At 60.2% G+C, this 25,459-nt stretch carries 26 protein-coding genes; 9 read left to right on the top strand and 17 right to left on the bottom strand.

From position 1 onward, the window contains the following. Positions 1-34: 34 nt before the first annotated feature. Both IEV53_RS13190 and IEV53_RS13185 read right to left on the bottom strand, forming a co-directional pair. Positions 35-1,921 carry a hypothetical protein gene (locus tag IEV53_RS13190; protein WP_188427300.1) on the bottom strand — a complete coding sequence of 629 codons (1,887 nt, stop codon included), beginning with the start codon at positions 1,919-1,921 and terminating at the stop codon, positions 35-37. 48 nt (positions 1,922-1,969) lie between these two features. Then, complete coding sequence (locus IEV53_RS13185; protein WP_188427299.1) at positions 1,970-2,899, bottom strand: mitochondrial fission ELM1 family protein; 930 nt, start codon at positions 2,897-2,899, stop codon at positions 1,970-1,972. 45 nt (positions 2,900-2,944) lie between these two features. On the opposite strand from IEV53_RS13185, the gene IEV53_RS13180 reads away from it, so the two are divergent. The 3 genes from IEV53_RS13180 to IEV53_RS13170 all read left to right on the top strand — a co-directional run bounded on the left by IEV53_RS13180 (position 2,945) and on the right by IEV53_RS13170 (position 6,318). Then, positions 2,945-4,069, top strand: a complete 1,125-nt coding sequence (locus tag IEV53_RS13180; RefSeq protein WP_188427298.1) for a DEAD/DEAH box helicase — start codon at positions 2,945-2,947, stop codon at positions 4,067-4,069. 72 nt (positions 4,070-4,141) lie between these two features. After that, the gene (argE, locus tag IEV53_RS13175) at positions 4,142-5,293 is read left to right on the top strand and encodes an acetylornithine deacetylase (RefSeq protein ID WP_229719890.1); all 1,152 of its coding nucleotides are present in this window, start codon (positions 4,142-4,144) and stop codon (positions 5,291-5,293) included. Then, positions 5,290-6,318: a M14 family metallopeptidase gene (locus tag IEV53_RS13170; RefSeq protein WP_188427296.1), complete on the top strand. Its 1,029-nt coding sequence runs from the start codon at positions 5,290-5,292 to the stop codon at positions 6,316-6,318. Before argE ends, IEV53_RS13170 begins: the two co-directional genes overlap by 4 nt. Positions 6,319-6,357: 39 nt before the next feature. Here the strand turns inward: IEV53_RS13170 and glyA are convergent, their stop codons facing one another. After that, the gene (gene glyA / locus IEV53_RS13165) at positions 6,358-7,665 is read right to left on the bottom strand and encodes a serine hydroxymethyltransferase (protein WP_371869884.1); all 1,308 of its coding nucleotides are present in this window, start codon (positions 7,663-7,665) and stop codon (positions 6,358-6,360) included. A gap of 123 nt (positions 7,666-7,788) precedes the next feature. Here glyA and IEV53_RS13160 point away from each other — a divergent pair, with 123 nt between their 5' ends. From IEV53_RS13160 to IEV53_RS13150, 3 genes are read left to right on the top strand one after another with little or no spacing between them, the layout of a single operon-like run. After that, positions 7,789-9,252 (top strand): APC family permease, encoded by a 1,464-nt coding sequence (locus tag IEV53_RS13160; protein ID WP_188427295.1) that lies wholly within the window; start codon positions 7,789-7,791, stop codon positions 9,250-9,252. Next, positions 9,249-10,247, top strand: a complete 999-nt coding sequence (gene hemB, locus IEV53_RS13155; protein ID WP_188427294.1) for a porphobilinogen synthase — start codon at positions 9,249-9,251, stop codon at positions 10,245-10,247. Before IEV53_RS13160 ends, hemB begins: the two co-directional genes overlap by 4 nt. Further along, the gene (locus tag IEV53_RS13150; protein ID WP_188427293.1) at positions 10,244-10,618 is read left to right on the top strand and encodes a YraN family protein; all 375 of its coding nucleotides are present in this window, start codon (positions 10,244-10,246) and stop codon (positions 10,616-10,618) included. Before hemB ends, IEV53_RS13150 begins: the two co-directional genes overlap by 4 nt. 135 nt (positions 10,619-10,753) lie before the next feature. Here the strand turns inward: IEV53_RS13150 and IEV53_RS13145 are convergent, their stop codons facing one another. From IEV53_RS13145 to purB, 10 genes are all read right to left on the bottom strand, one after another. Then, the gene (locus IEV53_RS13145) at positions 10,754-11,062 is read right to left on the bottom strand and encodes a hypothetical protein (protein ID WP_188427404.1); all 309 of its coding nucleotides are present in this window, start codon (positions 11,060-11,062) and stop codon (positions 10,754-10,756) included. Positions 11,063-11,228: 166 nt separating this feature from the next. After that, entirely contained in the window at positions 11,229-11,564 is a 336-nt protein-coding gene (gene grxD / locus IEV53_RS13140; protein WP_188427292.1) for a Grx4 family monothiol glutaredoxin, read from the bottom strand. 71 nt (positions 11,565-11,635) lie between these two features. Then, positions 11,636-11,866: a BolA family protein gene (locus IEV53_RS13135; protein WP_188427291.1), complete on the bottom strand. Its 231-nt coding sequence runs from the start codon at positions 11,864-11,866 to the stop codon at positions 11,636-11,638. A 3-nt stretch (positions 11,867-11,869) separates the two neighbouring features. Beyond that, the gene (purL, locus tag IEV53_RS13130) at positions 11,870-14,068 is read right to left on the bottom strand and encodes a phosphoribosylformylglycinamidine synthase subunit PurL (protein WP_188427290.1); all 2,199 of its coding nucleotides are present in this window, start codon (positions 14,066-14,068) and stop codon (positions 11,870-11,872) included. Then, positions 14,065-14,766 (bottom strand): phosphoribosylformylglycinamidine synthase subunit PurQ, encoded by a 702-nt coding sequence (gene purQ, locus IEV53_RS13125; protein WP_188427289.1) that lies wholly within the window; start codon positions 14,764-14,766, stop codon positions 14,065-14,067. The genes purL and purQ overlap by 4 nt, the downstream gene beginning before the upstream one ends. After that, a complete protein-coding gene (locus IEV53_RS13120; protein ID WP_188427288.1) occupies positions 14,763-15,164 on the bottom strand; it encodes a Rap1a/Tai family immunity protein in 402 nt (133 codons plus the stop codon). The genes purQ and IEV53_RS13120 overlap by 4 nt, the downstream gene beginning before the upstream one ends. Further along, positions 15,161-15,403 (bottom strand): phosphoribosylformylglycinamidine synthase subunit PurS, encoded by a 243-nt coding sequence (gene purS / locus IEV53_RS13115; protein ID WP_188427287.1) that lies wholly within the window; start codon positions 15,401-15,403, stop codon positions 15,161-15,163. The genes IEV53_RS13120 and purS overlap by 4 nt, the downstream gene beginning before the upstream one ends. Next, positions 15,400-16,164, bottom strand: a complete 765-nt coding sequence (purC, locus tag IEV53_RS13110; protein ID WP_025886165.1) for a phosphoribosylaminoimidazolesuccinocarboxamide synthase — start codon at positions 16,162-16,164, stop codon at positions 15,400-15,402. The genes purS and purC overlap by 4 nt, the downstream gene beginning before the upstream one ends. Positions 16,165-16,274: 110 nt before the next feature. Next, positions 16,275-17,663 carry a sugar porter family MFS transporter gene (locus tag IEV53_RS13105; RefSeq protein ID WP_188427286.1) on the bottom strand — a complete coding sequence of 463 codons (1,389 nt, stop codon included), beginning with the start codon at positions 17,661-17,663 and terminating at the stop codon, positions 16,275-16,277. Between the two features lie 101 nt (positions 17,664-17,764). Continuing rightward, complete coding sequence (gene purB, locus IEV53_RS13100; protein WP_188427285.1) at positions 17,765-19,096, bottom strand: adenylosuccinate lyase; 1,332 nt, start codon at positions 19,094-19,096, stop codon at positions 17,765-17,767. Positions 19,097-19,281: 185 nt separating this feature from the next. On the opposite strand from purB, the gene IEV53_RS13095 reads away from it, so the two are divergent. The 3 genes from IEV53_RS13095 to IEV53_RS13085 are packed head-to-tail and all read left to right on the top strand — an operon-like array spanning position 19,282 to position 22,316. After that, entirely contained in the window at positions 19,282-19,878 is a 597-nt protein-coding gene (locus IEV53_RS13095; protein ID WP_188427284.1) for a TerC family protein, read from the top strand. Continuing rightward, entirely contained in the window at positions 19,865-21,817 is a 1,953-nt protein-coding gene (locus IEV53_RS13090; RefSeq protein ID WP_188427283.1) for a lytic transglycosylase domain-containing protein, read from the top strand. The genes IEV53_RS13095 and IEV53_RS13090 overlap by 14 nt, the downstream gene beginning before the upstream one ends. Next, on the top strand, positions 21,810-22,316 hold the full coding sequence (locus IEV53_RS13085) for a CinA family protein (protein ID WP_188427282.1): 507 nt from the start codon (positions 21,810-21,812) through the stop codon (positions 22,314-22,316). Before IEV53_RS13090 ends, IEV53_RS13085 begins: the two co-directional genes overlap by 8 nt. Before the next feature lie 47 nt (positions 22,317-22,363). Here IEV53_RS13085 and IEV53_RS13080 read toward each other — a convergent pair whose 3' ends face one another. Genes IEV53_RS13080 through IEV53_RS13065 form a run of 4 tightly spaced genes read right to left on the bottom strand, consistent with a single transcriptional unit; the run spans position 22,364 to position 25,443 of the window. Then, positions 22,364-22,678 (bottom strand): antibiotic biosynthesis monooxygenase family protein, encoded by a 315-nt coding sequence (locus IEV53_RS13080; RefSeq protein ID WP_188427281.1) that lies wholly within the window; start codon positions 22,676-22,678, stop codon positions 22,364-22,366. A gap of 19 nt (positions 22,679-22,697) precedes the next feature. Next, entirely contained in the window at positions 22,698-23,501 is an 804-nt protein-coding gene (locus tag IEV53_RS13075; protein ID WP_188427280.1) for an ATP-binding cassette domain-containing protein, read from the bottom strand. After that, positions 23,498-24,514 (bottom strand): FecCD family ABC transporter permease, encoded by a 1,017-nt coding sequence (locus IEV53_RS13070; protein WP_188427279.1) that lies wholly within the window; start codon positions 24,512-24,514, stop codon positions 23,498-23,500. The genes IEV53_RS13075 and IEV53_RS13070 overlap by 4 nt, the downstream gene beginning before the upstream one ends. After that, complete coding sequence (locus tag IEV53_RS13065; protein ID WP_188427278.1) at positions 24,511-25,443, bottom strand: heme/hemin ABC transporter substrate-binding protein; 933 nt, start codon at positions 25,441-25,443, stop codon at positions 24,511-24,513. The genes IEV53_RS13070 and IEV53_RS13065 overlap by 4 nt, the downstream gene beginning before the upstream one ends. Positions 25,444-25,459 lie beyond the last annotated feature (16 nt).

The raw sequence follows: 25,459 nt of genomic DNA, 5'->3' as shown, positions 1-25,459 counted from the left end.
GAGACGCGACAAGATGCAAAACGAAAAAACCTGATCAGAAGCCAAACATATGATCGAGCGAGAAGCCGCCTGCCCCGTTTCTCTGGCCATGATAGCCAAACAGGCGGCATGACATGTCACGAATCAGCACGTAGCCGCCAATCCCTGCCTCAGCGAGTTTTTCGGCACCGAAAATCTCGTGCGGCCAGACCATGAACGACCCTGACGGATTGATGCTTATCTTGCGGCGCTCCAGCTCCACACCGGCGTTGGAATAAAGATGGAGGATGGTTTCCGAAGCCTCCGTCCCCTCTACCGATGCGGGATGGATAAGGCAGGAGAAGCTCTCATGCCCTTCCTGACCCAGCTTCAGGAACAGGCGTGTCGTCAGACCCGGCGGCGGGCCGGAATAGGATTGCGGCTCGGAGCGCCAGGTCATGAGCGTATTGAAGATATGACCGCCGAAACTCGTCTCGGCTGAGTGGCCGTTCTCACGGTTCTCGTAGCGCATGAGGGCATGCATCCAGCCATCGCCTTCGCCGCCATCGCGAAAATCATAGACAAGGTCCGCATGACCGGCACGATCGGTCAGTTCATGCAGGGCAATGGCTGTCTCGTGATTACGCGGGAGGTTGCCGAGAAATTTCTGTCCGACCAGCGTTCCTGACTCGTCGAAGATATCCAGCCGCAGCGGCAGGCTGGTGATTTTTTCCGACATCGGGTTTGGCTGCACGACGCTCGTGAAATGCCGTGGGTCGAGAATGGGAAATGGCAGGACGAAGCCGCGCCCCATCGATTTTGGAAGCTTGCGCAGCGACGGCTCGGGCGACAGATCGCGACGCTCGACATTGAGATGCGCAATACGTGTCAGGGCGCCCTGGGTAATTTCGTAGCGCGGCCGGACAAGGTGGTTGCCCGAACGCAGTTCGAGCTGGGCTGGCCAGACGATGCCTGTCACCAGCGCGCCCACATCGAGCGCATAGGTCGAAAACGGCCCAACCGCCACAGGCACCTCGAAATGCTTTTCCTCGCCCATCTGATTGATGGTGATCGCCCCGGCAGGGATCGGCGTTGCATGGCTGTTCTGAATCCAGAGCACCAGCTTCTCACCGTCACGGGGCGCAGGAAGCGTCGCAAAGCGCGGCGACGGCCAGGCATTGGCATCATGCGTGACCGAGAGGCTCGGCTCGCCGTTCTTGCCATAGGTATCGAGTGCGTATTTCACGACATCATGCCCGCGCGCGCCGAGAACATGAATGAAAAGCTGCCCACAGAATGCGGGCAGATTGAAGCGCTTCCGGATGACAGCGCTATCCACCACGATGCCGGCAGGCGCGTCGGGCACTTCTTCCTGCCACTCGGCCAGAATGACGCCATTCTCATCGTAGAGGCGCATCCAGTAACGCACATCGACCGCGTCGTAGTTGCACCAGTAATTGGCCGTCACCAGGCGTGTGCTGAAGCGTGAGTCTTCGCGAAAGAAAGCGAAATTCGTCGCAAAATTCAGCTTGTCGAGATAATTGCGCGGATTGCTCAGCATCCAGTCGGGCAGCTTTGCGGGCTCGAGCGAAAGCACCTGCTGGTTGGAATGTGTCACGCGGGCAAGGCGCGACAACATTTTTTCATGCTCGAATGACAGCGCCAGCACAATCGTCGCATCACCCGCGGAGAGGTCTGTCAGGGCATGCTTTGTGCCACCCAGCCCATCCGGCTGGCCAACCTGCTCGCTGTCATGCGTATAGACGCCTGCGTTTGGTTTCAGGCCCGGATAAAGCGCGACCAAAGTGCGCAGCCAGTTAGCCGGGTCGTAAACCGCGAAAGCGCCCCCTTCTGTCAGTGTCGTTTCCAACCTCCTGAGGGCCTCACTCGCCACCGGATGGGCAAGCGCCTTGTAGAGGATGTTTCCGCCGCCCTGAGCGTCGAAGGTGATGATATCGAGCATGGTCGTCCTGTACCCGTTTTCTTTATTACGGACCCCGCCACTCCTGCTTCAGAGAGCGAGACGCCGAATCATTTCATCTGCCCCTCTGCCGGTATCGTCAAGCGCCGTTACTGACCAGGGGGCCCATTTACCAGTAAAGGGACGAACGCGGTCGGCTTCTGCCAGAGTGCGCACAAACGCTGAAATCCGGCGCGACCGACCCGGCAGATCGATAATCATGACAGGCGCATCGGTTGCAGCGGCTTCAGACATCATCGAAACGCTGTCGGTTGTCACCGCAATGGCGTCTGCACAGGCCAGCAGCCCGTGATAGGGGTTCTCTCCCTCCCCGTCCCAGATCCAGGCAGGATGCGCGGCGAGCCTTTCCTTCAGCACATTCAACGCCTCCGCGTCGGTGCGGCGCGACGGTGTCAGAGCAACGGCAACAGGGGCGCTGTTCATGATCGTGATCAGATGATCGGCGAGACCTCGTGCCTCAGTAACTCCAAAACCAAAACGGCCATTGGCGCCGCCAATCAGCACACTCAGCAGAGCCCTGTCAGGCACAGCCAGACGCTGCTGCCATTTCGCCCGTGCAAGGTCGAGCTTCGCCCTCGTCACACCATGAAGCGCTGTGCGCACCGACACGATATTCGGCCCGGCGATCTCATCATGCACATTGGCGATAATCAGATCGAAGTGACGGGCCGCCATGCGCGGGTTCTGGATCTGCACCAGAGGCAATCCCGTTCGCTTTTTGACCGCAGCGGCGACTGCGCCCCCCGTTCCGCCGACGCTGACAAGCAGCCGCGTCTCTTCGGGCAGCTCGATTGGCGCGGTTGCACGCAATGGCGCAGGACAGAACCGGGTGGGGATACGCTTCCAGAATCCCTCAATACGGACCGGATGGAAATGCCATTCCAGTCCCGCCCGTTCGACAAGACCGCTCGCCTGGGCGCGCATTCCGGCAAAATCTTCAGCAATGATGGCTACACTCATAACTGAACAATTCCTTCACCCGCAGAACTTTGGCAAGAAGCAGTCATGACCGAAGCTTTCTCGACCGACACACCACTTTTCGACCCTCTGATCATCGCCGGACTGAAACAGGTCGGTATCGACAAGCCAAACGAGGTGCAGACGCGCGTTTGGCCGGAAGTGCTGAGCGGCAAGGATGTGCTGCTGATCGCACAGACCGGCTCAGGCAAGACCGCCGCTTATGCGGCGCCAGCGTTCCAGCATCTGCTTGCCTCCAAGGACACGCGTCAGCCGGGTGCGCCCCGTGTACTGATTCTGGCCCCCACACGTGAACTCGTCACCCAGATTGCCGGAGTCTGCCGCCAGATCGGCAGAAGACTGGCCTTCCGCACCCGCCTGCTCTGCGGTGGCCTGCCGAAAGATGCCCAAGTCGAGGCTCTGGCGGAGGGCGTCGATATTGCCGTGGCGACCCCCGGGCGGCTGATCGATCTTCTCATGAGCGGCGCCTGCCGGCTTGATGCCACGACGATGCTCGTGATCGATGAGGTCGATCAGATGCTGGATGAAGACTTCCTGACCGCCATGGACGAGATCATCCCGCATCTTCCGGACAGGCGTCAGGCCATGCTGTGCTCGGCAACACTCCCGGCTGCCGGGCGGGCTCTGGCCAATCGCCTGCTCTACAAGCCGGTCACACTCGAATTCGCCACCCAGACCGTAACGCCGCGACGCATCAAGCAACGAGCAATGTTCGTCGAGACGGAAGAGAAGCCGGCTACGCTCACCCGGCTGTGCGCCGAGACAGAAGGACGCCAGATCGTCTTTCTGCGCACGAAGGCGTCGGTCGACCAGATCGGCAAGCTTCTGCGCAAGGCGGGACTGTCCATCGCCGTGCTGCATGGTGACCTTGCCCAGGGGGCAAGACAGAAAGCAGTCGACGCGCTTCGCGCCGGGCGGGCTCAAATTCTGCTGACCACAGACGTTGCCGCGCGTGGGCTTGATATCGATGACGTGGCTCTGGTCGTGAATTACGACCTGCCAGAAAAAGCCGAGACATATGTTCATCGCATCGGTCGAACCGCCCGCGCAGGCAAGAGAGGTGCCGCACTTGCCTTCTGCACGCGAGATGAACGCGTATTGCTGCGCGCCATCGAAAAAGAGATCGGCTATCGCATCAGCATCGTTTCCTGAGAGGGCTGGCCTTGAGGTTTGTCATGACAGGGGTCTAAACTCTTCGTTATGACCCCTCCCAAGGCCCGACTGATGGACAGCGTCGCGATTCTGGAAAAGCTTATCGCGTTCGACACGACAAGCCGGAACCCCAATGTGCCGCTGATCGAGTGGATCGAATCCTGGCTCGATGCGCATGAGGTGCCCTATTCGCGGCATCGCGGGCCGGAAGACGGCAAATGGAATCTGCACGCCATTCTGGGGCCTCAGGAGAAGGGCGGACTCGCTCTTTCCGGCCATGTCGATTGCGTGCCGGTAGAGGGACAGGACTGGTCGCGTGATCCCTTCACCCTGACCGAAAAGGACGGCAAGCTTTACGCACGTGGTGCTGCCGACATGAAGGGCTTCGTCGCAGCCATGCTGGCGGCCGTCCCGGCTATCAAGGCGAAGACACTCAGCAAACCCGTGCATCTGTTTTTCACCTTCGATGAAGAAATCACCTGCAACGGCGCGCGCTATCTCATCGAAGACGTGAAATTGCGGGATCTGATGCCGGATTTCTGTGTAATCGGTGAGCCCACGCTACTCTCGCCGATCATCGCCCATAAAGGGCGCTTTACCATACGCGTGGACATCAAAGGCCGGCCGGCACACTCGTCACAACCGGCGCTGGGCGCGAATGCCCTGCATGCTATGGGGCGCGCCATCGCTGAAATCGCTGCCATGGCCGATGAATTCGAGCGCGACGGCCCGCATGTCAGCGGCTTCGAACCCGATCACACAACCATGCAGGTCGGGCTCGCGCAGGGCGGCAGCATTCTGAACATCGTGCCCGAACAGGCGAGCTTCGAGATGGAATGGCGCGCTGTTCCGGGCGACAGCAATGAAGCGATTTTTGCGCGCATCCGCCATCGCCTCGCTCCTATCGACCAGGCCCTGCGTGACGCCTGGCCTGAATGCGGTCTGGAGTATACCGCCCTCGTCGACCTCCCCCCTCTGGCACTGCCTGAGAGCGCGCCTCTCGTTTCACTGCTCCAGCAGATTACGGGCCGCAACAGCGCGGGTTATGTCTCGTATGGTACGGAGGCGGGCATCTATCAGCAGGCAGGGTTGCCGACCATTGTCTGCGGACCCGGTGATATTGCCCAGGCCCATAAGCCCGATGAATGGATAGAGCGCGACCAGCTGACGCGGTGCGAAATCATGATCGAGCGCCTCGTGCGACAGGTGTGTCTGGCTCCATGAGTTGTGGGGCTTCACCGCGGGACCATCATCCGGTGCGCAAGCGTCGCCAGCGCCTGCTTCCCACGCTCGCCCTGCCCCGCCGTCTGCCAGACTTTCCCATCCTGATCGAAACGCCCGACCTTACCCCCTGGGAAAAAGGCAATAACGGCATCGCTGGCGTCATTGAACGCGATAGCGGTATGCCAGGCCCCGAGATAACCGTAGTCTCTCTTATTCACGGTAATGAGTTTGCCGGGGCGGCAGCTTCAGACCGCCTGTTGCGCGAGGATATCCGTCCGATTTGTGGCGTGCTGCGCTTTGTTTTTGCCAATATGGCAGCGTTCCGGCGTTTCAATCCCGAAAATCCCACAGCGTCGCGTTTCATCGCTGAAGATCTCAACCGGGTATGGTCGCATGACCGTCTCGACCTTCCCCCCGGTTCTGTCGAGATGGAACGGGCAATAGAATTACTGCCGATCATTCAGCGCAGCGATCTGCTTCTCGACCTGCACTCCATGCTCTGGGAGTCAGCGCCGCTCTTCATCTCGCCTCAGACCGAGCGCTCCATTGCGCTGGCGGGAATGCTCTCGTCGAGATCGGACACTCAGTTCCTCACCCTCACCGATCTCGGTCATGTGGGTGGCGCCCGTCTGATCGAGCATGAGCGATTTATGGCTGCCTCAGGCGCACCTGCCAGCGTTTTGCTTGAAGCCGGACAGCACTGGCGCCCCGAAACGGTAGAAATCAGTGCCCGTGTGATCAGGCAATTTGTCGATAATGCTGCTTTTCTGCATTTCGGCGCACGACATACCGACAACGGTGCTGCGCATCAGGCCACAGTGACCGATAACGTTGTCGCAAGAAGCGCGAGCTTTGCGTTCACTGAGCCCTATCAGGGCGGCCACGTGATCCAGTCGGCAGGGACGGTTATCGCCACCGATGGCGAGGACGAAATCTGTACGCCCTACGACCATTGCGTGCTGATCATGCCCAATCTCTGTGTCAGGCGCGGCCAGCTTGCCGTGCGTCTCGCACGACGTCTCTGACAGCCGCCCCGGTCACGGGGCGACTGGCGAAGGTCTCTCTCAGGCGCCGGGATAAGCGACGTCGTAGATCGGGAAGCGACGGCAGAGCGTCTTGACCTCTTCATGCACGCGCTGCTCGACGGCATCCTGCGCATCGGTGCCGAAAGCGCTCAGAACCTCATCGATCATGCGGGCAATGGTGCGGAACTCTTCCTTGCCAAAGCCACGCGAGGTCGCAGCCGGGCTGCCGAGACGGATGCCCGAGGTGACAAAGGGCTTTTCCGGGTCGAACGGAATGGCGTTCTTGTTGGCCGTGATGCCAGCGCGCTCGAGAGCGGCTTCGGCGATCTTGCCTGTCACCTTCTTGGGGCGCAGATCAACAAGCACCAGGTGGCAGTCGGTGCCGCCGGTCACGATGTCAAAGCCACGCACAACCAGCTCTTCCGCCAGAACGCGGGCATTATCAGCAACCGCCGTCTGATAGGCCTTGAACTTCTCACCCTGCGCTTCGCCGAATGCCACGGCCTTGCCAGCGATGACATGCATGAGCGGGCCACCCTGCAGGCCGGGGAACACGGCCGAGTTTACCTTCTTGGCAATATCGGCGTCATTGGTGAGCACGATGCCACCACGCGGGCCGCGAAGGGTCTTGTGGGTGGTGCTGGTAACAATATGAGCGTGGGGTACAGGGCTCGGGAACAGACCGGCCGCGACCAGACCCGCGAAATGGGCCATGTCAACCATCAGATAGGCGCCGACTTCATCGGCAATACGACGGAAGCGGGCGAAATCGATATGACGCGGATAGGCCGAACCACCAGCCACGATGATCGTCGGCTTGTGCTCGCGTGCCAGACGCTCCATTTCCTCATAATCCAGCGTGCCATCTTCGGCGCGTACGCCGTACTGCACGGCATTGAACCACTTGCCGGAATAATTCGGTGCTGCGCCATGGGTCAGGTGACCACCAGCGGCAAGGCTCATGCCAAGCACAGTGTCACCCGGCTTACCGAGCGCCATGAAAGCCGCCTGGTTGGCATTGGCGCCCGAATGCGGCTGAACATTGGCGAATTCGACCCCGAACAGGGCCTTGATGCGTTCGATGGCAAGATTTTCGACGCGGTCGACATCGACGCAGCCGCCATAATAGCGCTTGCCCGGCAGGCCCTCAGCATATTTGTTGGTCAGAACCGAGCCCTGGGCTTCCAGCACGGCAAAGGACGTGATGTTTTCGGACGCGATCAGTTCGATCCCGTCCTGCTGGCGCACCAGCTCGGCATTGATGATCGCCGCGACCTCTGGATCGGCCTCATTCAGGCCGCGATGAAAGAAATCGTGCTGAGCGGACATGTTCTCGCGAGTTGACATTCTTTTCTCTCCCAGAGGGGGCGCGCAGACGCACAAAATGGCGTATCACGAACGCCAATATCCCAGATTTCCCCCCGCCGCCAACCCGTTTAGCGCGCGTGACACGTTTTAGAGGAAGACTGAATGCCCCAGCCCCTCGCCGCTCTCTGGCGACGCAAACCGATCGATAGCGGTACGAATGACACCGCCGAACATGGCATGAAGCGCGTTATCGGCCCGTTTGCCCTTATCGCGCTGGGTGTCGGGACGACTGTCGGGGCCGGGCTTTTTTCTCTCACAGGTATCGCCGCAGCCCATAATGCCGGGCCCGCCGTTATTCTGGCTTTCGTGGTTGCCGCCATTGCCTGCGGCTTTGCCGCTTTCTGCTATGCCGAGCTTGCCAGCATGATTCCCGCGGCGGGATCGGCCTATTCTTATGCCTATGCGACTCTTGGCGAACTGGTCGCCTGGATCATCGGCTGGGATCTCGTTCTCGAATACACAGTTGGTGCCGCTGCGGTTGCGTCGAGCTGGTCGAGCTATCTGTCTTCCATTCTCGGGCAGTGGAACCTCCACCCGGATCCGAGATGGATGGCCTCGCCCATGACCATGGTAACGCTGGCCGATGGCAGCTCAGCCCATGGCTGGATCAATCTCCCCGCCATGGCGGCGCTCGTTCTGATCGTTCTGCTTCTGCTGCGCGGCATTACCGAATCGACACGCATCAATGCCATTGTGGTGGTGCTCAAGCTCTCCGTCATCCTGGCATTCATGATTTTCTGCACGCCCTATATCCAGAGCGCGCATTATACGCCGTTCATTCCCCCCAATACGGGCGAGTTCGGTCATTTCGGCCTTTCCGGGATCATGCGTGCAGCGGGCATGATCTTCTTTGCCTATCTTGGCTTCGACATCATCGCGACCACGGCACAGGAAGCGAAACGGCCTGAGCGCACCATGCCGATCGGCATTCTGGGCAGTCTGATGATCTGCACCATCATCTATATCGCCTTCGCCTTCGTCCTGACCGGCGTCGTCGATTATCGCCAGATGGAGAATGATGGCAGCCCGGTTGCTACAGCCATCGACGTGACCCATCTCTTCTGGCTGCAGGGTGCGCTCAAATTCAGCATCCTGTTCGGTTATACCTCGGTGCTGATGGGCCTCATGATGGGTCAGGTACGCGTGTTCTACGCCATGTCGCGCGACGGGTTGCTGCCCGCCATTTTCGGTCGCCTGAGCCCTCGCACCCGTGCCCCCGCCGTCTCTCACCTGATCTTTCTTGTCGTCACCTGCCTTCTGGCCGGGCTCGTGCCCATTTCGGTACTGGGCAATATGACCTCCATCGGCACCTTGCTGGCCTTTGTCCTTGTCTGTGTCGGTGTGCTGATCCTGCGTATCCGTGAGCCGAACCGCCCCAGGCTTTTCAAGGCGCCGGGCGGTCTGATCATGCCGATCTGCGGCATCATCAGCTGTGCCGTCGTCATGTTTTCGCTCGATAGCCTGACCTGGCTGCGGCTTGTTCTGTGGCTGATTGCCGGGCTGGGCGTGTATGCCGCCTATGGCTACAAGAAAAGCAAACTCACCACCGGGGAGCTGTCTCGATGATTACTGGCGCCTATCCACTTAGTCGCGCCCGCCGCAACCGCTTTGACGGGTTCACCCGCAAGCTGGTCGCTGAAACCACGCTGACGACCGACAACCTGATATGGCCGATCTTCGTATGTGACGGTCAGAACACGCGGACGCAGGTCAGCTCCATGCCTGGTGTTGAACGCGTCAGTATCGATTTGCTGGAAAGTCATCTTGAGGAAGCTGTGGCGCTCGGCATCCCCGCCGTCGCCCTTTTTCCGATCACCCCACCCGACATCCGTGATTCGAAGGGGCGTGAGGCCACGAACCCCGATAATCTGATGTGCCGGGCAGCCCGCGAAATCAAGCGCCTCTATCCCGATCTGGGGCTAATCGGTGATGTGGCCCTCGATCCCTATACCGACCACGGGCATGACGGGCTGATCGAGAATGGGTATGTCGTCAATGATGCCTCGGTCGAGATACTCGCCCTTCAGGCCATGAACCAGGCCGCTGCAGGCATCGATATCATTGCGCCATCCGATATGATGGATGGCCGCATAGGCGCCATCAGAGCAGCACTCGACAAGGCGGGCTATGAAAACACCCGTATCATGTCCTATGCCGCGAAATATGCCTCGGCATTTTACGGTCCGTTCCGTGACGCGCTTGGGTCGGGCGGCCTGCTTAAGGGCGACAAGAAGACCTATCAGATGGACCCTGCCAATACTGACGAAGCCCTGCGCGAAGTGGCGCAGGATCTACAGGAAGGCGCCGATATGGTCATGGTCAAGCCGGGCATGCCTTATCTGGATATCATCCGGCGTGTGCGCGACAACTTTGCCGTACCGACCTTCGCCTATCAGGTGTCAGGCGAATATGCGATGCTGATGGCCGCCATACAGAATGGCTGGCTCGATCGCGATCGCGCCATTCTGGAAAGCCTCCTCGCCTTCCGGCGCGCCGGATGCAACGGCGTACTGACCTATTTCGCCGTCGAAGCGGCACGGCTTATCGCGCGCGGCGCATGACCCTCACCCGGCAAGCAAGAGGCCATGCGGCCCATGCTGCCGGGCTCGAAGCTGAACGACGCACAGGCGCGTTTCTGCTTAAGAAAGGCTGCTGCATTCTCGCGACGCGATGCAGGACACCCTATGGCGAAATCGATCTCATTGCGGCCTCGCCAAAGAGACTTCTCTTTGTCGAGGTGAAGCAGCGCAGGACCCTTGATGAGGCCGCGTTCGCACTCTCACCTGCCCAGCAGAAAAGGCTGTTACGCGCAGCCGAATATCTCATTCACAAAAACGCTCTGTGGTGCCGGGAAGAGACGCGCTTTGACCTGGCCCTTCATGACATGTCGGGCGGAATGCGCTGGATTCCGGATATCCTGCGGTCCTGTTGAACCGCAAAGTCGCGCAATGAATACGCGACACGCGATGCCTTTTGCAAAAGGCATCGGAACGATCAGTCTGTAGAGGAAAAAGCGAGAGGGTTTGAAAGGATATCCCGACAGGGAATCCTGACAGGCTACGCCAGATCAGCCGTGACGGCGGGCATGATGCGCCTTGCCGCTCACCGGAGCCTTTGCATGGTAGACGACGGTGTGAACCAGCGAACGACGCGACGGCATGGCAGTGTGATGCGCAGCAGCCTGATGGATGGCCGCAGCATGATGGCTATGGCTGACAACGGGGCGATGATAGACTGGGGTGGCGGTCAGTGCGTCGAGGGTAAGCTTGGAGGCTTCCCAGTCGGTGATCTCTCTTGCCTTGGCGTCGGAAGAAGCGAAAGCGGCTCCCGCAACGACAACTGAAGTGACAAGCTTGAGAACCGAAAGACGCCGCATTTTTACTTCCCTCTGAATGACTTCAAGCAGGTTATGCAGGAGACGCTGAGGGCAACAAGAGGCGAAGAAGCAAATTTTTCACGAGAAATTCTGACGTTGCATTACTGCCACAGTTTGGGTCAAAACGGTGGCAGAACGCATAATTTATGGCATAACCAAGGCAGGATCAGACCACTTTTTTGGCGATATTCTTCTCTTCGAAAAGAGACTCCAGTTCGCCGCTCTGGAACATGTCGGTCACGATGTCACAGCCACCGATGAACTCGCCCTTGACGTAAAGCTGGGGCACTGTCGGCCACTGCGAGAAATCCTTGATTCCCTGGCGGATTTCCGCGCTTGCCAGCACATTGGCCGTTTCGAAATCCACACCCATATGGCCGAGGATCTGGACGACACGAGCCGAGAAACCGCATTGCGGGAAAAGCTTGTCGCCCTTCATGAAAAGCATGACAGGGTTGGCGTCGATAAGCTGTTGGATCTGCTGGAAAATGGCTTCTGCCATGGTTCACTCCTGTTCGCGAGAGCCGCGTTGGGTCGATAATACGCGATTATAGACCCAACAAGTCTCGATTGTCAGGGGGTTTGTGTTTTCAGGGCCAGAGCATGCAGCTCTGTCCCCATACGCCCGCCAAACGCATCATAGACCAGCTTGTGCTGGCGCACCCGCGGCAGCCCCGCGAAAGCAGCGCTGACCACGGTCGCAGCATAATGATCGCCATCGCCTGCGAGATCCTGAATCTCGATTACCGCATCAGGCAGAGCTGCCTTGATGGTGCGCTCGATTTCTTCTGCACTCATGGGCATGGATCAGCGCTCCATCAGTTTGGGGAAGAAGGCGGCATTCACCTCACGCATGCGCTCGGCAGAAAGCGACATCCCGTCCTTGAGAACAAGATGAGTGCCCCCCGTGCGACCGAGATGACGAACAGGCACGTGAGCCTTTTCAGCCTCGTCGATCAGCGCAGCTGCATGCTTCGTGGCAATCACGTAGCAGGCCTGATCCTCGCCGAAATAATAGGCATGAAGGCTTGTGCCGTAATGCGGCTTGTCGAGATGACAGCCGACGCCACTTGCCATGACCATCTCGGCAACTGCCACGAGCAGACCACCATCGGCGATGTCATGGCAGGCTTCGACGCAGCCCTTTGCAATCATGCGACGCACGAAGTCGCCATTGCGGCGTTCGGCGTGCAGGTCGACAACGGGCGGCGCACCCTCTTCACGATGGCAGATTTCACGCAGCCAGAGAGACTGGCCAAGCTCACCGCGAATTTCACCAATCAGCACGAGTTCAGCGTGATCGGGCATGCCCAGGCCGATAGCCTTGGTCACGTCCTCGATGACACCGATCGCACCGATCGCAGGGGTCGGCAGGATCGGTTGGCTCAGTCCGCTCGGATGGCTCGTCTGGTTGTAGAGCGAGACATTGCCGCTCACGACCGGGAAGTCGAGCGCACGGCAGGCCTCACCCATGCCCTTGATGGCATCGGCGAACTGACCCATGATTTCCGGCTTTTCAGGGTTGCCGAAATTCAGGTTATCCGTCACGGCCAGAGGCAGGGCGCCAGTTGCCGTGATGTTACGCCAGGCTTCCGCCACGGCCTGGGCCCCACCCGCACGCGGGTCGGCCTGGCAATAGCGCGGTGTGCAATCCGTCGTCATGGCGAGACCGCGCTTCGTACCCTCGACACGCACTATCGCCGCATCCGCTGCACCTGGACGACGAGCTGTCTGGCCACCGACGCCACTGTCATACTGGTTCCATACCCAGGCGCGCGAGGCGAGATCAGGGCAGCCCAGCAGGGTCAGCAGCGCGTGTTCGACACCAGCCGGATCGGCCACTGTGCCCAGACGTGCCGGAGGCTCGGCATGGGTCATCGGACGATGATAAAGCGGTGCTTCATCAGCCAGAGGTGCAAGAGGAATATCCGCCTCGACCTTGCCCAGATGCTTGACCGTGATATGCGCCGTATCCGTAAGAACACCTACGATCGCGAAATCAAGGTCCCATTTCTCGAAAATGGCACGGGCCACATCGGTACGTTCGGGCTTGAGCACCATGAGCATACGCTCCTGGCTCTCGGACAGCATCATTTCATAGGCAGTCATGCCGGTTTCGCGCTGCGGCACATGGTCGAGATCGAGCTCGATGCCCACACCGCCCTTGCCAGCCATCTCGACAGCCGACGAGGTCAGACCGGCAGCGCCCATATCCTGAATGGCCACGATCGCGTCAGTCGCCATCAGCTCAAGACAGGCTTCGATCAGGAGCTTTTCGGTGAACGGGTCACCCACCTGCACCGTCGGGCGCTTGGAGGCAGCATGTTCATCGAATTCGGCCGAAGACATGGTGGCGCCATGAATGCCATCGCGACCGGTCTTGGAGCCGACATAAACAACCGGGTTGCCGATACCAGCCGCTGCTGACAGGAAGATCTTGTCCTGCGACGCGATGCCAACGGTCATGGCATTGACCAGAGGATTGCCGTTATAGGCCGGGTGGAAATTAATCTCGCCACCGACCGTCGGCACGCCGACGCAATTGCCGTAACCGCCAATGCCGCGCACCACGCCGTCGATCACGCGCTGCGTGACAGGCAGGCTTGGATCGCCAAAGCGAAGCGCGTTCAGATTAGCGACCGGACGGGCCCCCATTGTGAACACGTCGCGCAGAATACCGCCGACGCCGGTCGCCGCACCCTGATAGGGTTCGATGAAGGACGGGTGGTTATGGCTTTCCATCTTGAAAACGGCCGCAAGACCGTCTCCGATATCGACGACACCAGCGTTTTCACCCGGTCCATGAATGACCCAGGGAGCCTTTGTCGGCAGCGTCTTGAGATGAACGCGGGACGATTTGTAGGAGCAATGCTCGGACCACATGACCGAGAAGATACCCAGCTCGGTCAGGCTCGGCACGCGGCCCATGATGTCGAGCACCTTCTGGTATTCCTCAGCGGAAAGACCGAAGCGCGCGGCGAGTTCAGCGTTGACGATCATGCTCATGCGACGAGACTCTTCACCAGACCCGAAAACAGCGGCACGCCATCTGTCGCACCGAGATCGGGATCAACCAGGTTTTCAGGGTGCGGCATCAGACCGCAGACGCGCTTGTTGGCGCTCAGAATACCGGCAATCGAACGCTGGCTGCCATTGGGGTTGCTGATGCGGCTTGTCGCATCGAGACCACCCTTGGCGCAGACATAGCGGAAGGCCACACGATCTTCGCCTTCAAGGCGATCAAGCTCGGCTTCCGATGCCGTATAATTGCCATCGCCGTGGGCGAGTGGTGCACGGAAGACATCGCCCTTCGCCCAGTCACGCGTAAAGGCCGTATCGCTGTTCTCGACGCGAAGATAACCGTCCTGCGACAGAAAACGCATTCCGGCATTGCGCAGAAGCGCACCCGGAAGAAGCTGCGCCTCAGTCAGGATCTGGAAACCATTGCAGACGCCAAGCACATAGCCGCCACGTTCGGCAAAGGCGCGCACTTCGCGCAGGATCGGCGAATGGGCGCCCATGGCGCCAGAACGCAGATAATCGCCGAAGCTGAACCCGCCCGGAAGCACGATCAGATCGAGGTCAGGCAGAGACGTGTCGCGGTGCCAGAGCATGGTCGGTGCCTTGCCACTGACGAGACGCAGCGCCTGCTCCATATCGCGTTCGCGATTGGTACCCGGAAAGACGACAATACCCGCTTTCATGGTTTGCCTCCCTGAGCCGAACACGGATAGGAGTCATGCAACGCCGCAAAGACGGCTTTCCCTACCGGATATTTCAGAACGTCCTGATGCGCCTTGAGCCAGGAGATGACCTTGCCGCGCATGGCATCGGTGGTCTCGGCATCAGGCACGCAGAAACCAGCAACCGTGCTGGCGTCGCCATTGCTCTTGGCATTGAGCGCGGAAAGCGCGCCTGAATCGGCCATACCAGCGATATAGGCATCGCACACGGCCTTGCCCTGGGGCTTGGAGCAGATCTGGCCGAAGCGACCAGCCTGCATGGGTGAGAGACGATGCTCATCGGCCTGCGCCACACCGGCAAGGGCGCCCATGGGCAATGCAAGCGCAATTGCCGTCAGGAAAGCCTTTTTCGGCGTCATCCAATGACCTCGACTGCAAAATCCTCGATCACCAGATTGGCCAGCAATTCGCGAGCCATGGCTTCGCCCTGTTCCAGCGCTGCAGAGCGGTCTTCAGTCGCGATTTCCAACTCCATGGTCTTGCCGACGCGCACTTCACCGACATTGGCGAAGCCGAGTACTTCGAGCGCATGACCGATGGCTTTGCCCTGGGGGTCGAGCACGCCTTCCTTCAGCATGACATTGACGCGAATTTTCATTGCATAACCTCCGGTCCTTTAAGATCGCCATTCCCTGCTTCGGGCAGGATGCCCAGGCGGCGAGCCACTTCCTGATAAGCTTCCTCGACACGGCCCATATCCCTGCGGAACCGGTCCTTGTCGAGCTTCTCGCTCGTCTTGGTGTCCCACAGGCGGCAGTTATCGGGTGAAATTTCGTCGGCAAGAACGATGCGCATCTCGTCGTTTTCCCACAGGCGACCAAATTCGAGCTTGAAATCGACAAGCTGGATGCCGATGCCCTGGAACATGCCCGTGAGGAAATCATTGGTACGCAGCGCATAGGCGTTGATCTCGTCGAGATCCTGCGCATTCGCCCAACCAAAAGCCGTAACGTGCTCTTCCGACACCATCGGGTCGTTGAGCGCATCGTTCTTGTAGTAATATTCGAGGATCGAGCGCGGCAGACGTGTGCCCTCGGCAAGACCAAGACGCTTGGCTATCGAGCCAGCGGCGACGTTGCGCACAACCACTTCGAGGGGGATGATCTCGACTTCGCGGATCAGCTGTTCGCGCATGTTGAGGCGACGAACGAAATGGGTCGGGATGCCGATTTCATGCAGGCGAAGCATGAGGTGTTCGCTGATGCGATTGTTCAGCACGCCCTTGCCAGTGATGATGCCCTTCTTCACGCCATTTCCGGCGGAAGCATCGTCCTTGAAATACTGAACGAGTGTTCCCGGTTCGGGTCCCTCGAAAAGGATCTTGGCTTTTCCTTCATAAAGCTGACGACGGCGTGCCATGACGATCTTTCAAAAAAGGTAAAACGGCGTTGCCACGCATATAGCAGCGCAGCCCCGCCGTTCATACCCATGATCGCGCCGTTCTGCCCCCTTTGGCGGGGGCAGGACCATTACTTGGCTGCAGCCGCTTTTTCACGTGCTATCGGAGCAAATGTTCCGTCACGCAGCGATGCTTCAAGCTGTTCCAGCGAACGGCCACGGGTCTCGGGCACATAGCGCAGGACGAAGAAGAAAGAGAGCGCATTCACGGCAGCGAACAGCCAGAACGTCCCACCGGCACCAAGTGCCTTCACCATGCTGAGCGTGGTGAGCGAGATGATGAGATCGGCGCCCCAGTGGCTGGCAGCAACAAGGCTCATACCCGTGCCACGGCAGGAAAGCGGGAATACTTCGGCACCCACCAGCCAGATTGCGACAGAAAGGCTGCCGACGTTGAAGACCACGTAGCCCACGACAGCGGCGGCGGTGACGAATGCACCCCAGCCATGGGTCTGGCCCGTGAAGAACATGAAGCCAAGCAGCACGAGCGATACGACCGCACCGGGAATCATGCGCAGCATGAGGGTACGACGCCCCCAGGCATCAACTGCCCAGCCACCGAAAGCGACCGTACCGACCATGGAAACACCCACGGCCACAGAGGTCAGAAGCGCAGAGGACTGGCCAAACCCGGCATCGGCGAAAATGGTCGGTGCATAATACATGACCGCGTTGATGCCCGTGAGCTGGCAGAGCAGTGCGATACCGACAGCCGCGATGGTGGCCGGACGCACCCAGGGCTTGAACACTTCGGAAAGCGGCGCCTTCTCGTCATGCTGGTCCTGGATGTCCTGCAGCTCCTGATCGGCTTCCGCATCGCTTTTACGCACGCTGCGCAGCACTTCACGCGCCCGCTCGAATTCGCCCTGCATGGCCAGCCAGCGCGGGCTATTGGGCAGGAAGAGCATGCCGACAAACAGAATGACAGCAGGAATGACACCAAGGCCGAACATCAGGCGCCAGGAGTAATCCTGAAGCAGATAACCGGTAACAAAGGAAATCAGCTGACCGAAGGCAATGGCAAACTGGAAGGCCACCACGAGCGAACCACGGCGCTCCGGAGGTGCGATCTCGGCAATATAGATCGGCACGATCTGGGACGATGCACCGATGGCAAGACCAAGAATGAGGCGCGCAAAGGTCAGGACAAAGACCGAATGCGCGAAAGTGACGATCACCGTTCCGATGAGGAACAGCGTCGCGGCAGCAATGATCGTGCGGCGACGACCCAGCTTGTCAGAGAGAGGGGCGGCCGAGATACAGCCGATCAGCGCACCGAGAATAACCGCCGAGGTGACGATCTCGGCACTCTCCGTCGTGAGCTGGAACTGCGGCGTGAGCTGCAGCAGTGCGGCGGAGATGATGCCAGTGTCATAGCCGAACAGAAGACCGCCGGTAGCGGCGATCACGGCAATGAAATTCGTAAGGGCGTGCCCTCGAGGACGTGGTGTGGAAGCCATTTCGAAGCCTTGGTTTTGGAGATCGTCAGATTTGCATCTTAGATTACAGCAAGGTTACTTCCACACGACAATGCGACAAGGTCAACACCCAATATGTGATCTTAACCAAAAATCTTGTTGAAAATGCGGTCTACGGCAACAAGATGTCGTGTGCTGTCCATTGCTTCATCAAGGATCTTCGCATCGACGCGACCGGCAACTTCCGGATCGCGGTCGAGATTCTCGCGGAAGCTGCGCCCGTCAGGCTGGCCAAGCTTGGTCCAGGTCTCCATCGCGTTGTGCTGGACGATACGATAGGCATCCTCACGCGAAATACCCGAGCGAGCCAGAGCCAGCAGCACTTCGCCTGAATGCACGACACCGCCGAGCGATTCGAGATTGGCCATCATGCGATCCGGATAGACCACGAGCTTGTCCATCATCCCGGCCAGACGCATCAGGGCAAAATCGAGACCGATTGTCGCATCGGGGCCGATATTGCGCTCGACAGCCGAGTGGCTGATATCGCGCTCATGCCACAGGGCCACGTTTTCAAGCGCAGGCACCACGTGCGAGCGGATCAGACGGGCAAGACCCGTCAGATTTTCTGAGAGCACCGGGTTGCGCTTGTGGGGCATGGCCGAGCTGCCCTTCTGGCCGGGATGGAAGAACTCTTCCGCCTCGCGCACTTCTGAACGCTGCAGATGGCGCACTTCAACGGCCAGACGCTCGATGCCACTGGCAATCACGCCGAGCGCGCAGAAAAACGCGGCATGGCGATCACGCGGGATCACCTGGGTCGAGACGTCTTCAGCAACGAGGCCGAGACGGTCGGCGACGAAATCTTCGACGCGCGGGTCGATATGAGCATAGGTGCCGACAGCGCCCGAGATGGCACAGATGGCAATTTCCTTGCGGGCTGCCAGAAGGCGCTCACGATTACGGGCAAATTCGGCATAGTGACCCGCAATCTTCAGGCCAAAGCTGGTAGGTTCCGCATGGATGGCATGCGAGCGGCCGATCGTGACCGTATCCTTGTGAGCGAATGCCTGCTTCTTGAGAGCGGCGAGTACTGCGTCGAGATCCTGCAGAAGGAGGTCGGTCGCCTGAACGAGCTGCACCGAAAAGCAGGTGTCAAGCACGTCGGACGAGGTCATGCCCAGATGCACAAAACGGCTCTCCGGCCCGATTTTCTCGGCAAGCCAGGTCAGGAAGGCAATCACATCATGTCGGGTAACGGCTTCGATCTCGTCGATACGCGCGACATCTGCCTCGGAGAAGGCAGCCATGGCGGCATCGCCGCGCTCACGAATGACCTTGGCGGCCTCTTTCGGCATGTCACCCAGTTCTGCCATGGCTTCACAGGCCAGAGCTTCGATCTCGAACCAGATGCGGTAGCGATTGATGGGCGACCAGATAGCGGTCATTTCGGGGCGGCTGTAACGAGGCACCATGGTCGGGCAAACTCCTTGATAGGATCGACGCAACACGCAAGGACGGGTCGAAAAGAGGCCCCCTCTTACCTCAAGATGCCGCCGGGGAACACTCTTTGATCGGGCCGCGCCAACGCACGGAGCGAATTGCGCTCGATCGGCGCTTTCTCTAGCATTGTTCGGATTGAGAAATTCTGGAGGTTGATGTGGCGCCTGATCTTACCTGGCACGCCCTTATTGCGCTTGCACAGGTCGTTCTGATCGACATCACCCTCGCGGGAGATAACGCCGTTGTTATCGGCATGGTCGTACGGGGCCTGCCAGCGCAACAAAGGCGCAAGGCCATTCTGGTCGGTGTCGCTGCGGCGGCTCTCATGCGCATCGCACTCGCGCTTGTCGCCTCACGCCTCTTGTCCGTACTCGGCCTCACCCTGGCAGGCGGCCTGCTTCTGCTCTGGGTCTGCTGGAAAATGTACCAGGAGTTGCGTCATCCCGAGGAAATGTCGGGAGAGGCCAAAAGCGGGTCATTGTCCAAGGCGATTTTCAGAATCATCGTCGCCGATCTCTCGATGAGCCTTGATAACGTACTGGCCGTGGCTGGTGCCGCCATGGGACACCCTTACGTGCTTGTGACTGGCCTCGCCTTCTCTGTCGTGCTGATGGGAGCTGCGGCGACGCTGGTAGCCAATCTGCTGAACCGCTACCGCTGGATCGCCTGGCTCGGCCTCGCCATCGTCGCCTTCGTCGCGTGCGAGCTGATCTATAAAGGCAGCATGGAGGTTGCGCATCATGTCGCGGGTTAAGGCATTTCTCCTGACCGGATCGCTCATTCTTCTGACAGGATGCAGCTCTCACGCCCAGGAGCAGGAGACGCCCTCCGCCGCCTCTGAGGCCCTCGGACAAAATGATTCGGCCCCCGAGAGCCTTGCCTCCCCCTCCGGTGCTGCGAGCACGGATGTCGCGACCCGTCTCGATCAGTGGCTCGCGCTCGTTCAGGCCACGACGCCGCCCAGCGCCAGCGCCTATGCCGATTTTCTGGATCAGACGCCAAGCTGGCCCGAGCGCGCTGTCATGATGGCCCGCTATCAACAGGCACTGGCCACCCGTGCAAGCGATGCAGAACTCCCGCAGCTTTGCCCGCGTGAACCCCTGACAGCCGTACAGGCTTTCATGCGCTGTGCGACGCTCCTGCCCGATGCTGCCAGCCAGGCCCGACGAATTTGGCGCAACGGGGCCGACCGCGAGACTGATTCGAGCCTTATCCTTGCAGAATACAGTGCGTCACTCACACCCGATGATCACTGGGCCCGTTTCCAGCGCCAGATCCGCACGCGACAATTCACCGCAGCCGGGCGGCAGGTCTCCCTTCTGGCGCCACAACGTCAGGCGGGTGCTCGCGCCCTGATCGCCCTGCAATCCAACGCAGCCGACGCCGCCTCGCAATTTGCCGCCCTTCCCGCTTCACAGCGTGCCGAACCCCAGATCATGATCGCGCGTCTGAGGCAGCTGCGCCGCGCCCCTGATCTCGATTCAGCCTATGCGCTCTGGCAGGAAGAAGGCTTTGCAGGGCAGAAGCGCGCGCCGTCATCCGAGTGGACCAATGAACGACTGGCTCTCGCCCGCTCCTTCCTGACCCAGGGCTCGGTGCCCCAGGCGCGGGCCCTGGCCGATGATACAACGCTTTCGACAGGCTCCACCTCGCGGCTCGAGGCCTCCTTCCTGCGCGGCTGGATTGACCTGCGCTTTCAGAAGAACCCGGCCCTGGCGAGACCCGCCTTTGCTGAGCTGTCGCGACAGACCAGCCTGATCACGAAGAGCCGCGGTTATTACTGGCTCGGGCGCAGCTTCGCTGAAGAAGGCATTAGCAGCCAGGCCAGCGCCGCCTATCGTCAGGCGGCCACCATGCCGACGACCTATTATGGTCAGCTGGCGTTGGCTACTCTGGGCGGTCATGATGATACGCTGATTCCGGGTGGCAGCGATGTGGCCGGCCTCGCCACGGCGCTCAGCCGTCTTCCCGCCCTGCAGAGCGGCGGCATCTCACGCGCGGATCTGATCGAGGCAGCGCGGCTGCTTCATGAACGTGGCGATGACGATCATGCCCGTGAGTTCCTGATGCTCGGCTATAGCGCGGTGCAGGACGCCCCGGGCCAGGCCGCTCTGGCCCGGTTTGCGCTGTCTATCGGGTCACTGGAGCCCGCTGTCTTTGCTGCCCGCCGCACAGGCAGGCTGGGTTCAGCGCTCTATCCGGAAGGCTGGCCGGTTCTCGATGCCGCCCAGGCGGAGGGAGACTCCCTGCCCCATGGTCTGGCACTGGGTGTCGCCCGTCAGGAGAGCAGTTTTGACGCGCATGTCAGCAGTCCTGCGCGTGCTATCGGCCTGATGCAGCTGCAAACCGGCACAGCGCAGGATGTTGCCCGTCGCGCTGGCCTGAGCGGCATCGATACCAGCGCCAGTGGATTGCGCGACCCCGCCACCAATCTTGTTCTGGGGCGCACCTATCTGTCGCAGCTCATGACGCGTTTCAATAATGTCGTCCCGCTGGTTCTCTCGGCCTATAATGCCGGGCCTCACCGCACCGATCTCTGGCTGGCCAGTCAGCCTCTCCCGCAGCCCTTGACCCAGGCAGGCATGATCGACTGGATCGAGGGCATTCCTTACGAAGAGACACGCTCCTACATCCAGCGTGTGGAAGAGAACATGGCGCTCTATCGGGTTCTGGAGAAAAACTCCCATGGCTGATGTCCCGGCAGTTCCCCGCTCTCTTAGCGATCAGGCCAGTGAGGTGCTGCAGGCCTTGCGCAGCCGGGGCGACCGTCTCGTCACTGCTGAAAGCTGCACGGGGGGACTGATCGCAGCAACCCTGACAGCCCTTGCCGGATCGTCAGACGCGGTCGAGGGAGGCCTCGTAACCTATTCCAACGCCATGAAGATGTCGGTGCTCGACGTGGCCGAAACGACCCTGGCATCGCATGGTGCGGTCAGCGAGACCGTGGCGGTCGAGATGGCGATGGGCGCGCTGGGTTGCGCCCAGGACGCGACGATAGCGGTGGCGGTGACAGGCATTGCCGGGCCGGGTGGTGGAACAGAGGCCAAACCGGTTGGCACTGTCTGTCTGTGTGTCATGCAAGGCGCAAAGACACCCCAGCGTGAAACGGCTCACTTCGCGGGAGATCGCGAGGCGGTGCGTCTCGCAACAGTCAGCCGGGCCTTCGAGATGATTCTCAAGGCACTTAGCTGAGCTGAAAACACCCGGCCATGCGCGGCCGGGTGCATCGGGTAACAAGATCAGTTATCGATCTGCTGAACCACCTCAAAGCCTTCAAAGACCGGCGGGCCAAGAGTCAGGGGCTTATTGCCACCGGCGCCGGCATGAGCCTTGCGGAACTGCTCAGACTGGGTCCAGGCCTTGAAGGCTTCCTGAGATTCCCAGACCGTGTGCGACGACCAGAGAATATGGTCATCCTTGACTGGCCCGCGCAGCAGCGCGAAGGATTTGAAACCGGGTACGGTTGTCAGCAGCACTTCACGGTCGAGCCAGCGCTGGCGAAACGCGTCTTCGCTCTCGGGAAGAACCTGAAACCTGTTCATTGCGATATACATCGACGATACCTTTTTGACTTCATGATGAACCGGGCAGAATGAGATCATGCGGCAGCAGAAATGGCCGCCCAGTCTCACCGTGATGCCCCAGAACCGTATCAGAAAGACCGAATACGTCCGAGAGCATTCTGGATGTAATGACCCTGTCGGCGGGGCCGGATGCATAGACTCGCCCCTGATCCAGAACCACGATACGATCGGCAAAGGCAGCCGCCCAGTTCAGGTCGTGCAATATGGCCAGACACGCCCCACCCTTGCCACTATGCGCCCGTGCCAGAGACAGGATGAGTCTCTGACGGGCGATATCCTGCGCCGAGACAGGCTCGTCCAGCAGCAGGTATCCCTTTTCGCTGCGCCAGCGCAGCTGAACCAGAACGCGCGCCAGATGCGCACGCTGGCGTTCTCCTCCAGAAAGCGTCGTGACATCGCGCTCAGCGAAAGAGGCAAGACCAACCTCGCCCAGCGTCTGGTCGACCAGCAGGTTCAGCCTCTCCCGGGCCCCAGCCCCGTGCCTCTCCGCCACGCCGAACCGGGCAAGCTCTCCTACCGAGAAGCGGGCCTCAAGGCTCTGGTCCTGCGTGAGCATGGCCCTTTGTGCAGCAAGTTCACGGGGCGAACAGGTGCCAATGCCGCGACCGTCGATCTCGACATACCCCTCGCAGGGGGCGAGCAGCCCCGCTGCCACACGCATGAGAGTGCTCTTGCCTGCGCCATTCGGGCCAATCACGGCAACAAACTCGCCCGGCGCGACAGTCATGGCGACCTGATCGAGCAAGGCCCTGCCCTGACGCCTGACGGTGATGTCTCTCAGCATGAGTGTCATGCCGGAATATCCTGATCGCCGCGACGCATCAGAAGCCAGATGAATATCGGTGCCCCCAGACCTGCCGTGATGATCCCGACAGGCACGTCAGACGGGATGGCAATCAGACGGGCCAGCGTGTCAGAAAGCACCAGAAGCAGAGCCCCCAGCAAGGCGCTGCCGGGGATGAGAAAGCGATGATCCGGCCCGCTGGCCAGCCTGACCAGATGCGGCACGATGACACCGACAAACCCGATCACCCCAGAAAAAGCGACGGCAGGACCGACAGAAAGCGTAACGGCGACAAGGCAGAGAAATTTGACCCGCCCCACGCGACACCCCATGAGGGCGGCATTCTCTTCCCCCAGAAGCAGCAGATTGAGTGGCCGCGCGAGCGCCATCAGCAACACGAGGGAAGAGAGCGTAAACGGTGCCAGAATTTCGATTTCCTGCCAGCGCACCCCGGCCAGACTACCCATCGTCCAGAAGGTCAGATCGCGCAGGGCGGCATCATTGGCGCGATAGAGAAGAATCCCCGTAGCGGCAGAGGCAAGCGCACCCAGCGCGACCCCTGCAAGAACGAGGCGCGACGTCGACACCCTGCCCTGACGTGTTGAAAACCGCTGGAGAATGCCGGTCATGACACAGGCACCGAGCATTCCGCCCGCCGGTATGCCCCAGCGCGCCATGACCCCTGGACCGAACCAGATTACCCCCTCGACGATCATGACGGTCGCACCGAGTGCGGCGCCGGAAGAGACACCGATCAACCCGGGGTCAGCCAGTGGATTGCGAAACAACCCCTGCATCACCGCCCCTGCGGCCCCGAGCCCCGCCCCGACCAGCACAGCCAGCACGATGCGTGGCAGCCTGATGCCGAGCACGATCAACCTCGAGACAGCAGGATTATCGACACCGCCGGGATGGATACCAAAGCCGGTCGCGCCAGACGCCAGAGAGAGCAGTACGCTGGCAACCAGCGCCAGCGAGAGAAGCGTAAAGGCGGGCACTATGGGGAGACGCGAGACGCTCATGCAGGCTGGGTATGGCTCACGATCTGCTGCGCAAGTTCGAGCGCAGCTTCTGCCGTACGTGGGCCAAAGCCAAGCAGCTTTTCGCCTTCCATATCGATGATGGCTTTCTTCTGCCCGGCTGGAGTCAGCATGACAGCCTCATCGGCGAGAAGCGCATCGCGCATGGCCTGCCCACCCTGGCTCATCATCAGGATCACATCCGGCTTGAGGGCAATCAGAGCCTCGCGCTCGAGCGCCTTGTAGCCCTTCATGTCCGCACCGGCATTTGTGGCGCCGGCAAGGGCAATGATGGCATCGGCGGCGGTACCCGTGCCTGCCGCCATCGGACGCCCGTTCACCACACGCATGACGAACAGGACACGCGCCTTTTTGGGGTGGAGTTCTGTCCAAGCCCTGAGTGTGCGCAGCTGGTTGTCAAAGCGCACGACCATTGCCGCGCCCTTTTCCTCTTCCCCGATAATGCGGGAGAGTGTGAGCATGCGGTTGCGCACACCGTCGAGCGATGGCGTTGCATCGACCATCACGATCGGGGTGGAAGATTCCATCACCTGATCGATCGCATTCGCCGGACCCGAGTCATTCATCGCTAGAACAAGGTCGGGCTTGAGCGACAGAATACCCTCGGAAGAAAGCTGGCGCATATAGCCGACCGATCTCTTCTCGCGCAGGGCCGACACAGGATAGGTCGAGGTGATGTCGACCCCGATAATGCGATCTGCGGCACCAAGGGCATAGAGCGTCTCGGTAATCGTGCCGCCAATCGAGACAATGCGCTGCATCGACCCCAGCGTGACCCGCCTGCCGCGGCAATCCTCGATCTGGACACTGCGTTTTTCCCCCGCCCGGGCCGAACGCGCGGCTGCGCTCGTCACGCCGGTTGCAAGGGCGGAAAGCCCGAACTGACGCCGACTGAACAATCTGATGCTCATGAGCCCTCCCTCATCC

Source organism: Asaia siamensis (assembly GCF_014635085.1).
In the GTDB taxonomy this organism is placed as follows: domain Bacteria; phylum Pseudomonadota; class Alphaproteobacteria; order Acetobacterales; family Acetobacteraceae; genus Asaia; species Asaia siamensis.
This window is presented reverse-complemented; position numbering and strand designations above follow the sequence as displayed.

Coding starts and splice junctions, on each gene's coding strand:
- hemB (WP_188427294.1), top strand. CDS start 9,249: ATGATTACTGGCGCCTATCCACTTAGTCGCGCCCGCCGCAACCGCTTT.
- IEV53_RS13180 (WP_188427298.1), top strand. CDS start 2,945: ATGACCGAAGCTTTCTCGACCGACACACCACTTTTCGACCCTCTGATC.
- purS (WP_188427287.1), bottom strand. CDS start 15,403: ATGAAAATTCGCGTCAATGTCATGCTGAAGGAAGGCGTGCTCGACCCC.
- argE (WP_229719890.1), top strand. CDS start 4,142: ATGGACAGCGTCGCGATTCTGGAAAAGCTTATCGCGTTCGACACGACA.
- IEV53_RS13090 (WP_188427283.1), top strand. CDS start 19,865: ATGTCGCGGGTTAAGGCATTTCTCCTGACCGGATCGCTCATTCTTCTG.
- IEV53_RS13065 (WP_188427278.1), bottom strand. CDS start 25,443: ATGAGCATCAGATTGTTCAGTCGGCGTCAGTTCGGGCTTTCCGCCCTT.
- purB (WP_188427285.1), bottom strand. CDS start 19,096: ATGGTGCCTCGTTACAGCCGCCCCGAAATGACCGCTATCTGGTCGCCC.
- IEV53_RS13105 (WP_188427286.1), bottom strand. CDS start 17,663: ATGGCTTCCACACCACGTCCTCGAGGGCACGCCCTTACGAATTTCATT.
- purC (WP_025886165.1), bottom strand. CDS start 16,164: ATGGCACGCCGTCGTCAGCTTTATGAAGGAAAAGCCAAGATCCTTTTC.
- purL (WP_188427290.1), bottom strand. CDS start 14,068: ATGAGCATGATCGTCAACGCTGAACTCGCCGCGCGCTTCGGTCTTTCC.
- IEV53_RS13190 (WP_188427300.1), bottom strand. CDS start 1,921: ATGCTCGATATCATCACCTTCGACGCTCAGGGCGGCGGAAACATCCTC.
- IEV53_RS13160 (WP_188427295.1), top strand. CDS start 7,789: ATGCCCCAGCCCCTCGCCGCTCTCTGGCGACGCAAACCGATCGATAGC.
- IEV53_RS13150 (WP_188427293.1), top strand. CDS start 10,244: ATGACCCTCACCCGGCAAGCAAGAGGCCATGCGGCCCATGCTGCCGGG.
- IEV53_RS13135 (WP_188427291.1), bottom strand. CDS start 11,866: ATGCCCATGAGTGCAGAAGAAATCGAGCGCACCATCAAGGCAGCTCTG.
- IEV53_RS13170 (WP_188427296.1), top strand. CDS start 5,290: ATGAGTTGTGGGGCTTCACCGCGGGACCATCATCCGGTGCGCAAGCGT.
- IEV53_RS13075 (WP_188427280.1), bottom strand. CDS start 23,501: ATGACACTCATGCTGAGAGACATCACCGTCAGGCGTCAGGGCAGGGCC.
- purQ (WP_188427289.1), bottom strand. CDS start 14,766: ATGAAAGCGGGTATTGTCGTCTTTCCGGGTACCAATCGCGAACGCGAT.
- IEV53_RS13120 (WP_188427288.1), bottom strand. CDS start 15,164: ATGACGCCGAAAAAGGCTTTCCTGACGGCAATTGCGCTTGCATTGCCC.
- IEV53_RS13185 (WP_188427299.1), bottom strand. CDS start 2,899: ATGAGTGTAGCCATCATTGCTGAAGATTTTGCCGGAATGCGCGCCCAG.
- IEV53_RS13085 (WP_188427282.1), top strand. CDS start 21,810: ATGGCTGATGTCCCGGCAGTTCCCCGCTCTCTTAGCGATCAGGCCAGT.
- IEV53_RS13080 (WP_188427281.1), bottom strand. CDS start 22,678: ATGTATATCGCAATGAACAGGTTTCAGGTTCTTCCCGAGAGCGAAGAC.
- glyA (WP_371869884.1), bottom strand. CDS start 7,665: ATGTCAACTCGCGAGAACATGTCCGCTCAGCACGATTTCTTTCATCGC.
- grxD (WP_188427292.1), bottom strand. CDS start 11,564: ATGGCAGAAGCCATTTTCCAGCAGATCCAACAGCTTATCGACGCCAAC.
- IEV53_RS13145 (WP_188427404.1), bottom strand. CDS start 11,062: ATGCGGCGTCTTTCGGTTCTCAAGCTTGTCACTTCAGTTGTCGTTGCG.
- IEV53_RS13070 (WP_188427279.1), bottom strand. CDS start 24,514: ATGAGCGTCTCGCGTCTCCCCATAGTGCCCGCCTTTACGCTTCTCTCG.